General features: G+C 62.5%; 10 protein-coding genes, 1 tRNA gene and 1 pseudogene. 6 read left to right on the top strand and 6 right to left on the bottom strand.

Features of this window, described 5'->3' with window-relative positions; all coding sequences use genetic code 11:
- Positions 1 to 15 precede the first annotated feature (15 nt).
- The 6 genes and pseudogenes from OVY48_RS19060 to OVY48_RS19080 all read left to right on the top strand — a co-directional run bounded on the left by OVY48_RS19060 (position 16) and on the right by OVY48_RS19080 (position 7,231).
- Positions 16 to 318, top strand: coding sequence for a hypothetical protein (locus tag OVY48_RS19060; protein ID WP_313924019.1), 303 nt, complete (start codon positions 16 to 18; stop codon positions 316 to 318).
- The gene (locus OVY48_RS19065; RefSeq protein WP_313924020.1) at positions 315 to 2,309 is read left to right on the top strand and encodes a type IV secretion system DNA-binding domain-containing protein; all 1,995 of its coding nucleotides are present in this window, start codon (positions 315 to 317) and stop codon (positions 2,307 to 2,309) included. The genes OVY48_RS19060 and OVY48_RS19065 overlap by 4 nt, the downstream gene beginning before the upstream one ends.
- Positions 2,306 to 5,239: a MobF family relaxase gene (gene mobF / locus OVY48_RS19070; RefSeq protein ID WP_313924021.1), complete on the top strand. Its 2,934-nt coding sequence runs from the start codon at positions 2,306 to 2,308 to the stop codon at positions 5,237 to 5,239. Before OVY48_RS19065 ends, mobF begins: the two co-directional genes overlap by 4 nt.
- Entirely contained in the window at positions 5,223 to 5,762 is a 540-nt protein-coding gene (locus tag OVY48_RS19075) for a lytic transglycosylase domain-containing protein (protein WP_313924023.1), read from the top strand. Before mobF ends, OVY48_RS19075 begins: the two co-directional genes overlap by 17 nt.
- A gap of 114 nt (positions 5,763 to 5,876) precedes the next feature.
- Positions 5,877 to 6,077: pseudogene (locus OVY48_RS23915) on the top strand (helix-turn-helix domain-containing protein); the annotation flags it as partial.
- A 62-nt stretch (positions 6,078 to 6,139) separates the two neighbouring features.
- The gene (locus tag OVY48_RS19080; RefSeq protein ID WP_313924024.1) at positions 6,140 to 7,231 is read left to right on the top strand and encodes a site-specific integrase; all 1,092 of its coding nucleotides are present in this window, start codon (positions 6,140 to 6,142) and stop codon (positions 7,229 to 7,231) included.
- Positions 7,232 to 7,248: 17 nt separating this feature from the next.
- Here OVY48_RS19080 and OVY48_RS19085 read toward each other — a convergent pair.
- The 6 genes from OVY48_RS19085 to OVY48_RS19110 all read right to left on the bottom strand — a co-directional run bounded on the left by OVY48_RS19085 (position 7,249) and on the right by OVY48_RS19110 (position 13,123).
- A tRNA-Lys gene (locus OVY48_RS19085) sits at positions 7,249 to 7,324 on the bottom strand.
- Positions 7,325 to 7,458: 134 nt separating this feature from the next.
- Positions 7,459 to 8,571, bottom strand: a complete 1,113-nt coding sequence (rodA, locus tag OVY48_RS19090) for a rod shape-determining protein RodA (protein WP_096063479.1) — start codon at positions 8,569 to 8,571, stop codon at positions 7,459 to 7,461.
- On the bottom strand, positions 8,568 to 10,607 hold the full coding sequence (mrdA, locus tag OVY48_RS19095) for a penicillin-binding protein 2 (protein ID WP_313924025.1): 2,040 nt from the start codon (positions 10,605 to 10,607) through the stop codon (positions 8,568 to 8,570). The genes rodA and mrdA overlap by 4 nt, the downstream gene beginning before the upstream one ends.
- Positions 10,604 to 11,131: a rod shape-determining protein MreD gene (mreD, locus tag OVY48_RS19100; RefSeq protein ID WP_313924026.1), complete on the bottom strand. Its 528-nt coding sequence runs from the start codon at positions 11,129 to 11,131 to the stop codon at positions 10,604 to 10,606. The genes mrdA and mreD overlap by 4 nt, the downstream gene beginning before the upstream one ends.
- Complete coding sequence (mreC, locus tag OVY48_RS19105) at positions 11,128 to 12,045, bottom strand: rod shape-determining protein MreC (RefSeq protein ID WP_313924027.1); 918 nt, start codon at positions 12,043 to 12,045, stop codon at positions 11,128 to 11,130. The genes mreD and mreC overlap by 4 nt, the downstream gene beginning before the upstream one ends.
- A 31-nt stretch (positions 12,046 to 12,076) precedes the next feature.
- Positions 12,077 to 13,123, bottom strand: a complete 1,047-nt coding sequence (locus OVY48_RS19110; protein ID WP_313924028.1) for a rod shape-determining protein — start codon at positions 13,121 to 13,123, stop codon at positions 12,077 to 12,079.
- Positions 13,124 to 13,176: the final 53 nt, after the last annotated feature.

Here is a 13,176-nt window from a genome sequence, read left to right on the forward strand (position 1 = left end):
ACAGGAGTTCGGCGTGTGGCAAGGGTTACCATCAGATTCAAAGATGCGCTCTATGAGCGTCTCGTTCTCGGCGCACGTGCCACCGATACCAGCGTTGCCGACTATGTTCGCGGCATTCTCGATCGCTATGAAGGCATGGACGCGGGCGGCTATCATGGCCGTTTCGATGAACTGCATGCGACAAACATCCAGGTGTTCGCGATCCTTGCTGCCTATGTGAGCGCCCGTCATCCCGACCTCCTGGCCCGCGGTACGGCCGACGCCCGCAAACTCCTCCTCGAGCGGGGCCTTATCGATCCCGTGGAGATAAGCTCATGAGCATCTTCCGCAACGACACGCTCGGGTCCTGGACAAGGGGCGGACAGGCCATCGTCCATAATGTGCGCATGACGACCCAGGTGTTTATTCAGACCGTGGCGGCAGGGCTCGTCCTGTGGGTCGGCGGCACGCTCTGGTATGTTCTGGAGAAAGCGAACGACTATCAGCGCTATGTCGCGTTCAAGATCGTTGAAGCGACCCTTAAAAGTGACGTGCCTGGTGGAGCGCCGCTCCTGTTCAGGGGACCGGAGGGGCCGGAATATTGGACCAACTCCGATACGCTGCTGGAGTCTGGCGTCGCCAAGCAGGCGCTTCGGGCGATGGAGCATCATCTCCTTGTCGGGGCGGCGCTGGTCGGCTGCTTCTCGCTTCTCATGCTATTTTGGGCATGGTTTTATTTTACGAGGACTGGGCGTGGGCTTGGATCCAACCAGTTCCTACGCGGTGCCCGTTTCGGGACCCCTCGACAGCTACGGCGCCTGCTTTGGCGAAGCCGAAAGGGTAGCTTTGAGATCGGCGGCGTGCCGGTTCCTGACGCGTTCGAGCCCGAACATATTCTGATTTGCGGCGCGCCCGGGACGGGCAAGACTAACATCATCGTCAAGATGCTGGCCGGCATCCGCAAGCAGGGCCGCAGGGCGATCGTCTATGACGCCGCCGGAACGTTCGTCGAGAAATTCTACAGGCCCGGGCACGACATTCTGCTGAACCCGCTTGATGCCAGGGCCGACAGCTGGTCGCCCTGGGTCGATGTGCCGCGCGACTATCATTATGACCAAATCGCCGAGTCGACCATTCCCGACAAGTCCGGCGATCCCTTCTGGGCGAAGGCCGCCAGAGGCACGCTCGTAGCTGTCTTCCGGAAACTCGCGCGCGACAATAGTATGCTCGTTTCGGTGTTGCTCGATACGATCTTGCGTTCCCCCTTGAAGGACCTCGCGACTTTTGCGGAGGGGACCGATGCTGCCGCTTTCATCTCGACGGAGGGCGATCGGACGTCGGCCGGCATCCGCGCCGAGCTGGCGTCGGTCATGCGCAGTTTCTCCTATCTCGATGACACGCTCGACGGCTTCTCGATCCGCGACTGGGTCGCCAATGAGGAGGATGACAGCTGGCTTTTCATCACTGTGAAAGCCGATCAGTTGCCCTCGCTTCGACCACTGATCACGGTCTGGCTCGACATCGCCATCAGCGCGATCATGAGCCTCGCGCCCGATCGCGCCCGGCGTCTCTATTGCGTGATCGACGAACTGCCGACCCTTCAGAAGCTGCCTTCGCTTTCAGACTTTCTTGCTCGTGCCCGCAAATATGGTGGGTGCGGCATATTGGGGTTTCAGAGCTACCCGCAGCTCGAGGCGACCTACGGCATTCAGGATGCAGCCGCGATCACCGGATATTGCTCGACATGGGTCGCACTGCGGGCGAACGACACGCCGACAGCCAAGCATGTCTCGGAAAATCTGGGACAGGTCGAACAGGTCGAGGCCAATGAAGGCATGTCCTACGGCGTGAACGATATGCGCGACGGGGTGAACCTTTCGCGCATGCAGGTGACTCGCCCGCTCGTCATGCACACGGAGGTGACCAATCTTCCCAACCTGACCGGCTTCCTGCGCTTTGGTCGCGACCTTCCGGTTGCCCGCTTCAAGGACAGTTACAACCGATCTCCTACCTGCTTTCCAGCGTTCGAGGAGCGGACCGCCCCCGCCGTGCGATTGTCGCCAGTCTTGGCGGCTCAAGCGCGGGACGCCCCCAAAGACGCGAAGAAGAAGCTGCGACCTCCCAGCAAGGCCGTCGCGTCGCCCGAACTTCCTCTCGATGCCGAGATACCGCTGCGCGCAGAGGTTCCGCCTGCATCTGCACCAGGGGCCGCATCGCAGGAACATCTGCCATCCACATCGGGACCGGAGCTTTTGGGGCGTTCCTCCGGCTTTGGCCTCTCCCAGCATGGCCGCAGGGGCGGCATGCGTAGCGCGTCGAGGCCGGCATGATGCATCCCAGGCGTTTGACCGGAACGGCCGGCAACATAGCGCGCTATTATGCGATCGGCGATTATTACACCAAGGGCGGGACGGAAGGCTCCCAATGGGGCGGCGTCCTCGCAGAGGAGCTTGGGCTTTCCGGCGAGGTCGATCCGAATACCTTCGAGAGTCTCCTTCGCGGTGCGGTTGCGGGCCAGCAACTGGGCCGACACCGCGAGGGCGGGATCGAGCATCACCCGGGTTGGGACTTCGCTCTGAGCGCGCCAAAATCGGTATCGGTGATGGCCCTTGCGGTAGGGGATTCGCGGATCGCCGATGCCCACGAACAGGCGGTCAGCGTCGCGCTCTCCTGGCTTGAGGAGCAGGCGCAACTTCGTCGGCGAGAGGATGGCCGCGTGCTGCACGAAACGACCGGTCGGCTCCTGTGGGCGCGCTTTACCGAACATGCGAGCCGGGAGCTCGATCCGCATCTCCATACCCATGTGGTGGTCCTCAACATGACCAACCGGCAGCGCGACGCCCCCATGGCGAGCCTGGAAACGCGGGCCATGTATAGCGAGCAGATGAGCGCAGGGCAGATCTACCGTAACGAGCTCGCCCAGGGCCTGCGAACGCTCGGCTACGAAATCGCCGCCGACCCCCGCCGGGGCCTGTTCGAGATCCGGGGTGTACGCCCAGAGTTGATCGTGGACATGTCGCAGCGTGCCGAACAGATCGATGCCCATGCCCGTGAGCACGGTCTGGAAGGACAGGCTGCGCGGCGAAAGTCCTTCTATGCGACACGCGGGCCAAAGGAGAAGATCGGCCTTGAGACGCTGCATCTCCAGTGGCGAACGCGGCTGGGCGAACATGCGCCCGCGCTCGACAGCCTGCGGGCGGAAGCGGAAAAGGGTGGCGAACGCATCCTCCTTCTCGCACCTGCAGAAGCGGCACGCGCGGCCCTGTTCGGTGTCCGACAGACCGAAGGTCGAGAGGCGGTCAATCCGCTTGGCCGGTTGATCACAAAGGCTCTTGCGCCTCATGTCGGCGAGGTCCGCTTTGGCGACGTTCGCCCGCTCCTCGAAGGGCATGAGGCGCGCCGCAAATTGCTCGCGACCCGGGAGCAGACCGGCGATCAGATCCTGAATCGCGGACGGACGACGCGCCGCTCAGTCCGCTTCGAGCAGGCCCTGGCGCAGCATCTCGCTCTCTCGATCGAAGATGGCCGACCAATCGCATCTTCCGATCGCTTGCTGGGCGCGCTGGAAACGGCCGGATTGTCGCCCATGCAGGAGCGAGCGCTCGTGAACCTGGCGTTGAGCCGCGACCGGGTCACAGGCGTTCATGGCGTCGCGGGTGCGGGTAAATCGATGCTGATCGCCACTCTGCATCGGGCTGCCGAGCCGGGGGCAACGCTTCATGCCCTGGCGCCCACCTCATCAGCTGCGGCGAACCTTGGCGACACGGCCGGCATCAAATCCCGGACCGTTGCGAGCCTTCTTGCCGAGGGCGGCTATGGCCTGTCCGGGCGCGACGTCCTCGTGCTGGACGAAGCGGGGCAGCTCGGTAACCGACAGGCGCTGCGGATCCTGGAGATCAGCCGCAGAACTGGCGCCCGGCTCATCCTCCTGGGTGACAACAAGCAGACTGGGGCCATTGAGCAGGGCAAAGCCTTCTGGCTGATGCAGCAGCTCGGCATGCCAACGGCGCAGCTCACCGAATCGCGGCGTCAGGAAACGGCGCGGATGAAAGATGCCGTCACAAGAGCACGGGCGGGCGACTATGCTGGCTCGCTCGCACAATTGGACAAAGTGGTGTCTGGCGGAGACGCGGAATCGCTCGCAAAGGGCTTGGTGGCCGAGTGGACGCGCCTGCGGCCAGAGACCCGAGCCAGCACCAACATCCTCGTTCTGGACAATGCGACCAGGCTGATCGTCAATACGCAGGTACGGGAGGCGTTGCAGCGTGAGGGGGTGGTGGCTGCGCAGGATGCGCGGCTCAATATCCTTTCGCCTGCCGGCCTCACCGAGCAGGAGAAGCATCTCGCCCGCTTCTACACATCCGGTCAGGTTGTCACATTCGGTCGCGATCAGGCCGAGGCCGGGCTCGCCCGCGATACCGAGTATCGGGTGCTGGGCATCGTGCGCGACGAGCGCGGCCGACCGCAGGTCCGTCTCGTCGATGAACAGGGTCGCATCGTTCGCTGGGATCCGCGGCTCACCAAGGGCGGACAGGTCAACATCTTCGTCTCTGAAACGCGCAGCCTTGCCCAAGGCGATCGCATTCAATGGCGGCTGGTCTCCCATGAACTGGGCATCAAGAACGCCCAACGCGGTACGGTCGAAGCACTCGATGGAAGCTCGGCCACCATTCGGTGGGACAAAGGTGATCGCGCCCAAACGATCGATCTCTCGCGGCACAAGAGTTGGGACCATGGTTACGCCGAAACAATCTATGCGGCGCAGTCCAGAACCTATGCGCGGGTCTATGTTCTGGCCCCGCTCGGGTCACCGCTGGTTACCGGCCAGAACTACTATACGGCAATTACCCGTGCGCGGCTGGGCGTCAAATTGTGGACCCAGGACAAGGACAGGCTCGTTGCAAAACTCGAGCGGTCGTCTGGCGAGAAGACCTCTGCCCTGGAAGGACTGGGCCGGCTCGATCGCGACAGGGCGGACCGGTTCACTGAACGGGAACCGGCGTGGATCGAGGAGATGCGAAAGGCGCATCAGCAAGAGCGGCGGGAGAATAGCGATCGCTTGCTGAGCGCGAGGCTGCACAGGCGAGCGAGTGGCAGGAAAGGGCTTGGGGTTCGGCTCGCCACAAACGCCAGGAGCCTGGCGGAGGCGCTGGACCGGCATTTTAACAGCTTGCTGGATCGCACAGGGCCTGTCGAACGGCAAGCGGATCGCAGCGAGGGCAAACTGCCTCAGGGAGGTCGTCATGGGATCGATCGCTAGAAACTGGCTTAGCTCTGCGGGCCTGCTGTTTACGATTTCAGCTGCCGTCGTGCCCGCCCATTCACGATCCCGCTCTCCCGAGGAAGCCGTCCGGATCAGCGCTTGCATCAAATCAGCATCGCGAGGTGCTCTGTGGCTTGAACGCACTTTGTGGGGGCTGCGCGATCAGGAAGGCGGCTGGATCGGAGCCGCGGTCGCAAACACCAATGGAACGCATGATCTCGGGCCGCTACAGATCAATAGCTGGTGGGTGCCCAGGATTGCCAAAGCGATCGGCCGCCATGATGTGCAGGTTCGTAGTTGGTTGCAATTCGATGCCTGTTTCAATGTCGAGGCGGCGCGCTGGATATTCTTGTCGGGGCTGACCGTCACCGGCAATTACTGGAAGGCCGTCGGCATCTATCATAGCCCGACCGACTGGCGGCAGCGCCGCTATGCGCTAAGTGTGTCTGAGCATCTACGTCGACGTTTCGGCGAGAATAGTTTTGCACGGCAGGCGTCAAAGATCCAGCAAGTGCCGTGACGCAAAGGGGCATCGGCGGGGCGCCGAGTGGAGGGAGCTCTTTTCTCCGACGCAAATTGGGGTATCTTGAAAGAGCTTCATCACGCGCTGGGTTCGATTCGGGAACATCGGTGCATGCAATATCCTCACGACAGCCCTGGCGCGCCCGGCGGTGCACCAGATACCGCTCCGGCTCGGATCCTGAGCCTTCAGGAAGCCGCCGCTTTCCTGGGAATTCACTCAAATACGCTGCGCAGTTACGCGAAAGCCGGGGTCGTTCCTGGCGCGAAATTCGGTCGTGACTGGCGCTTTTTGGAAGCGGACCTTGTCGCTTCCCTGCGCGCTCGATATTCTGGGCGTGCACGGATGCAGTCGAGTGCCGACGAAAGGCAGGCAACATGGCACTCTACAAGCGTGCAAGCACCTATTATGTCAAATGCACAGCACCTGACGGAACGACAGTTAGACGCTCTACTGGAACCTCCGACAGGAAAAAGGCGCAAGAATATCACGACAAGCTGAAGGCCCAGCTGTGGGATCTTGCCAGGTTGAAGCAGAAGCCGAAGCGCACATGGGACGAGGCGGCTTTGCGGTGGCTGAAGGAAATGACGCACAAGAAGTCCTATAGGGACGATGTGAGCCGGATCCGATGGTTTACCAAGCACCTGCGTGGCAAGACAATGGAACAGGTGAGCAGGGACATGATCGACGCGATCATCACCCGACACCATGCCCGATCGAGCAATCGCACAAAGGATCTCTATGTGGCGCTTATCCGCGCCATCTTCCGGAAGGCGCAGCGCGAGTGGGAATGGATCGACCAGATACCGGCGTTCAAGACCTATGAGAGGAGCGGCAAGGTCAGGGTGCGATGCCTCACACACGATCAGGCCAGGGCGCTCATGGATAAGCTACCTGCTCATCAGCGCGAGGTTGTCCTGTTCGCTTTGTCGACGGGCCTTCGCCAGGGAAACATACTCAACCTGACCTGGGACCGGGTCGATATGAACCGGGCCATAGCGACGATTGAGCATGGCGATACGAAGAATGGTGCAGCGCTCGGTGTACCGCTCAACGCAATCGCTCTTGGCGTTTTGGGACGGCAGCAAGGCAAGCATGATACCCATGTGTTTACCTATCGCGGCAATCCGCTGCGATGCGCGAACAACAGGGCTTGGCGCGCCGCCTTGAAGGCCTGCGGGATCGAGAATTTCCGCTGGCACGATCTGCGGCACACTTGGGCCAGCTGGCTCCGGCAGAATGACGTGCCCACCTGGGTGCTTCAGGAACTCGGGGGCTGGAAGTCGGAATCGATGGTGCGGCGCTACGCCCACATGTCGGTGAAGCATCTGGCACCCTATGCTGACCAGCTGATTTTTCCGGACACATCCGGGAAGATCGAAAAGCCTAGAGAAACCGTGACCGATACTGGACACAAAAATGGACACAGTCAGAGCCGTCCGCGGCTCTATCTTGTCTCAAATGAATGATAAGTTGTTGAAAAAAATGGTGGACGCACTTGGGCTCGAACCAAGGACCCGCTGATTAAGAGTCAGCTGCTCTACCAACTGAGCTATGCGTCCACACCGGCATCGGACTGTCTGGAAGAGCCAGTGTCCGTTGGCGTGGGCGGGCAATTAGCAGCGTCGACCGGATTCGCAAACCCTAAATTGCGTTGCGGCGCAAAAAGTTTCAGCGCCGTGACATCACACCGGTCTTATGCCCAGTTTCTATGACCGCTGCTGCGGCGGTTGCTGCGGTCGATGGCCATGATGATGCCCACGCACAACATGACCGTCAGCATCGACGACCCGCCGTAGGACATGAAGGGCAGGGGGATGCCGACGACCGGTGCCAGGCCCATCACCATCATCAGGTTGATCGCGACATAGAAGAAAATCGTGGTGGTCAGTCCCGCCGCGACCAGGCGCGCGAATTTGTCGGGGGTCCGCATCGCCACGCGCAGGCCCCAGCGGAACAGCAGCATGAAGGCGCCGATCATGACGATACCGCCAACCAGCCCCCATTCTTCCGCCATGGTGGCGAAAACGAAATCGGTATGGCCTTCGGGCAGATAGTCGAGATGGCTTTGTGAGCCCTGCAGGAAGCCCTTGCCCCAGATGCCGCCGGAACCGATCGCGATCTTCGACTGGCTGATATGATAGCCGGCACCCAGAGGATCGCTTTCAGGGTCCAGGAAGATCAGGACGCGCTTTTGCTGATAGTCGTGCAGGAAGCTGAAGGCGATCGGGACGATCGCGGCCAGCGCCAGCCCAGAGCCGACGAACAGGCGTAGCGGCAGTCCGGCGAGGAACATGACCGTCACGCCGCCTGCCAGGATCATCGTGGCGGTGCCGAGATCCGGCTGGATCAGTACCAGCGACCAAGGCAGGCCGATCAATAGTAGGGCGGGCCAGATCGCGTTCCAGCGGCGAATTTCTCCTACAGGCAGCCTGGCGTAGAATTGCGCGACGGCCAGCACGATGATCGGCTTCATGAACTCCGACGGCTGGAGCAGCATGAAGCCAAGGTTGATCCAGCGCTGGCTGCCCCCCCTGACCCCGCCGATCAACTCGACCAGGACCAAGGCGACCAGCACGCTGCCATAGGCGGGAAAAGCGAAGCGCGAGAATAGCTCGATCGGAATGCGGCTGAGGACCAGCGCCATGGCCGAGAAGATGCAGAAGCGCACAGACTGGTTGACGGCCCAGGGGAAGATATTGCCGTCCGCCGCGCTGTAGAGCACCAGCGTGCCGAATGTGGCGATCGCGAGCAGCAAGGCCATGACGCGCCAGGGAAACTGGGTCAGTGGCTGCGGGACGAGGCTCATGGTGCGTCGCTCTCATTGCTGGCGGGCGAGGGGGATGCGGTAGCACCATTGTCCGCTTCAGCCGCATTGCTGCCATTGTCGGCGATCGGCGGGGGCACTTCGCCGCGTTCGATCGCGCGCGCCAGACGGAAAGCCGCCATCTGCCGCGCCTGTCGTTCGGTCGGCGTCCCGCCCCAGCCTTTTTCCAGCGTTTCCAGCTTCTCCGTCGCCTTCTTGGGATCGAATAAATAGGAGAGGGTGTCGCTGGCGATCATCGGCGCATCCTCGTTGCGGATCATATGGCCGCCATGTTCGATGATGCAGGCGACGGCATAGCGCGGATTGTCGAACGGCGCGAAGCCCTGGAACAGGGCATGGTCGCGCAGCTTGAAGGCAAGCGATGCATCGCGCCGGACCCCGCCTGCGCGCTCGGCCATGGTGATGCGGCGGACCTGCGCGGTGCCGGTCTTGCCCGCGATCAGCACGTCAGGAATGGCCATCCGCGCCGCGCCGCCCGTACCGCCGCCATTGACCACCGCGCTCATCGCGTCGCGGATCACGGCCAGATGCTCTTCGGATGCGCCCACGGAGGCGGGGGCAGGGCGTTTGGCACCATGAAGGAAGTTGGGCATCAACTGCTTGCCCGTCGCCAGTCGCGCGGCCATCACCGCCATCTGGAGCGGGTTGATAAGCATGTAGCCCTGACCAATGGTGGCATTCACCGTGTCGTAGACCTGCCATTTCTGGTCATATTTCTTTTCCTTCCAAGCCGGGTCGGGCACGGTGCCATAGCTTTGGCTGGGGAAGGGCAGGTCGAAGCGCTGGCCCATGCCGCACCGCCGCGCCATTTCGGCAATGCGGTTCATGCCGACGCGTTGGGCCATTTGATAGAAATAGATGTCGCAGCTCTGGGCGATGGCCGTCCGCATGTTGACCGAGCCATGGCCGCGCCGCTTGTGGCAGTGGAACAGCGTGTTGCCGACCCGGATGGCACCGGAACACCCCACCGTCTCCTGCGGGCCTACGCCGGCCTCCAGCAGCGCCAGCGCCACCATCGGCTTGACGGTCGATCCTGGGGGATAGAGACCCTGCAACGTCTTGTTGCGCAGCGGCACATGATCGTCCTGCGACAGCATCGCCCATTCCAACTGGCTGATGCCGTCGGAAAAGCTGTTGGGGTCGAAACTGGGCATCGACGCCATCGCCAGCACGTCGCCATTGGCGCAGTCGATCACGACCACCGACCCGCTTTGGGTCGCGAGACGACGGCCCGCATATTCCTGCAAGCCTGCATCGATCGTCAGTTTGATCGGATTGCCCGGCATGTCGGGGCGGGTGGTCAGTTCTCGCACGATCTTGCCACGCGCGGTCACTTCCACCCGCTTGGCACCGGGCTTACCGGTCAGATGCTGGTCGAACGCCTTTTCCAGCCCGTCCTTGCCGACCTTGAATCCCGGTGTGATCAGCAGCGGATCGCGCCGTTCCTTATAATCCTCCGCCGTCGCGGGACCGACATAGCCCAGCAAATGACCGACAGTGGAGCCGGCCGGATAATAGCGCGAAAAACCCTGGCTGGGCGCGACGCCGGGCAAGTCGGGCAGGCGGACGCTGACCGCGGCATATTGCTCGTAGGTCAGCTTGTCGGATACCTGAACGGGGCGGAAACGCGCCGACTTGTCCAGTTCCTCGCGAATACGCTCGACCTCGTCCGATTCCAGGCTGAGCAATTGGGCCAGGTGGCGGATCGTGCCTTCGGCATCGACCACCCGTTGCGGGATGAGATCGACGCGAAAATCGGTGCGATTATTGGCGAGCGGACGGCCGTTGCGGTCTATGATCCAGCCCCGACGCGGCGGAATGAGCGTCAGATTGACGCGATTGCTTTCCGACAGCATCGCATATTTTTCATTTTCCGCGACGCTGATCCAAGCCATGCGCGCTGCCAGCATCGCGCCGATGCCACCCTGTATCGCCCCCAACACCATCGTCCGTCGCGAAAAGGTGAAGGTCTGGCTGGCTTCGGTGACGCTCTTGGGCTTGAGCAGGGGAAATTTCATGCCATCACGCGCCAGCGGTCGATCCGGGCGCATTGCCGGACGACGAAGGGGAATAATAATATCGTCCAGAGCATCTGCGGCGCGACCAACAGCAACCTCACTTCGCCGCCACCTGTAATCCGCGCGAAAAACAGACCAGTGGCGATGCAGAAGATAAGGGCGATGGCCGCAATTAACCAGTCCTGCCGATAACTGCGCCACACCATGCGATGTTCGACCGCATCGATCATCAGCAGCGTCACCGTCCACAGGAACATGGCCGATCCGATCGGCTGGCCGCTGACCATGTCGTCGAACAGGCCAAGCGGCAGGCCGATCCAGGCGCGCCACAGTTCAGGGCGCAGCAAGCGCCAGGACAAGAGCAACAACAGGCCAAAGGGCGGCATGACCGGCGACTGTGCGATCAGCGGCAGCGCGGCCGCCAGCGACCCGACCATCACCGTTACCACCGGCGTCCCGGCCAAGCGGAAACGCGATGGATGTTTGCCCAGGCGCGACACATGGCGAAGATGGCGATCGATCATGGCGCGGCCGTGCTGCTGGCTGCGGCGTCCTCCGGCGGCAGGGCTTCGGCGGCGGGATCGGGCCGGGTCACGACATCCTCGAACGGGCGTTCGACCACCACGGCATCGACGCGCGAGGGATTGGCGAGGGGGAAGCCCCAGGCGATCTCACCCTGGACCCGCACGACCACCGCGACCGGAATATTGGGCTGATAGATGCCACCGATGCCGGATGTGACCAGGAGGTCGCCCGGCTTGAACGGATTGCGTCCGGCGGACAGTGCGCGGATCTCCACCGATCCGTCACCCGCCCCGGTGGAAATGGCGGGCACGCTGTCATTCGCGCGGCGGACCGGCACGATATTGCCGGTGTCGGTCAGCAACAAGACTTCGGCGGTGTTGGGCGTGGTGCTGTGGACACGGCCGATCAACCCTTCGGCGGCGCGCACCGGCATACCAGGCCGCACGCTCTGCCAGCGCCCGGCATTGAGCCGCGCGAAACGACGCGCGCTGCTGGACGAAGAACTGATGAGCCGCGCGGTCAATAGGCTGCTCTGGTCGGCATCGACCAGACGCAGCAACTTCTTGAGCCGGGCATTTTCCTGGGCGATCGCCTTTGCTTCGATGATGCGATTGCGATCGGCCTCCACCTGCCGCCGCAGCGCGACATTCTGCGATCCCGCCCGCCAATAGGAGGCCAGCACCTCGTCCACCGAGCTGACGCCGCTGACCATATTGCGCAGGCCCGATGAGAGCGGTCGGGTCAGTTCCGCCGTCGCGGTGCGCAGGCCAGCAAAGCCGGTGGGATCGAATATGGCGACCACGACCAGCAGCAGGGCGGCCGCAGCGCCGCCGACCGCCACGACATAGCCGAAGAACAGGCTATATTGCGCCCTTCGGTTGATGCCGGGGCGTAGGCTGGGTGGCCGCGCCATCTACGCGTCCCTTTCGAAAAAGCCCGTCGGATCAGGCGGTTTGCAAGACGCCTCGGAACATCGGATCTTCCATAGCGCGGCCAGTGCCGATCGCGACGCAGGTCAGCGGATCTTCGGCAATCGTCACCGGCAGGCCGGTTTCGTCGCGCAATTCATCGTCCAGCCCCTTGAGCAGCGCGCCGCCGCCGGTGAGGACGATGCCCTGATCGACGATATCAGCCGCCAGTTCGGGCGCGGTGTTTTCGAGCGCGATCCGCACGCCTTCGACGATCGTGCTGATCGGTTCGGCCAGCGCGTCGGCGATCTGACCCTGATTAATGCTGATTTCCTTGGGCACGCCATTCACCAGGTCGCGACCCTTGATATGGATCGTCTCACCAACGCCATCGGCGGGCGACTGGGCGATGCCATATTGCTTCTTGATGCGCTCGGCGGTGGCTTCGCCGATCAGCAAATTATGATGACGACGCACGAAGGAGACGATCGCTTCGTCCATCTTGTCACCACCCACGCGGACGCTGGTGGTGTAAGCGAGGCCACGCAGAGATAGCACCGCGACTTCGGTCGTACCACCACCAATATCGACGACCATCGAACCGATCGGCTCGGTCACCGGCATGTCGGCGCCGATTGCGGCGGCCATCGGTTCCTCGATTAGGAACACCTGGCGCGCGCCGGCATTGCTGGCGGCGTCACGGATGGCGCGGCGTTCGACGCTGGTCGAACCCGACGGCACGCAGATCACGATCTCCGGCGCGCGCCAGGGGCTATGCTTGCCGCCATGGACCTTGGTGATGAAATGCTTGATCATCTGTTCGGCGACGTCGATGTCGGCGATCACACCGTCGCGCAACGGCCGGATGGCCTCGATCGAGTCCGGGGTCTTGCCCATCATCAGCTTGGCGTCGACGCCAACCGCCTTCACCCGCTTGACGCCGTTGATCGTTTCCACGGCTACCACTGACGGCTCGTTCAATACGATGCCGCGACCGCGCACATAGACCACCGTATTGGCAGTGCCGAGGTCGATGGCCATATCCTGCGAGGTGAATTTGAAGAGACGCGAGAAGATCGACATGCCTTATCCTGTATCGCCCGCCGTCCCCGCGACGCGACTGGGGGACCGGTCGG

The organism is Sphingobium sp. SA2, assembly GCF_032227065.1.
Classification (GTDB): domain Bacteria; phylum Pseudomonadota; class Alphaproteobacteria; order Sphingomonadales; family Sphingomonadaceae; genus Sphingobium.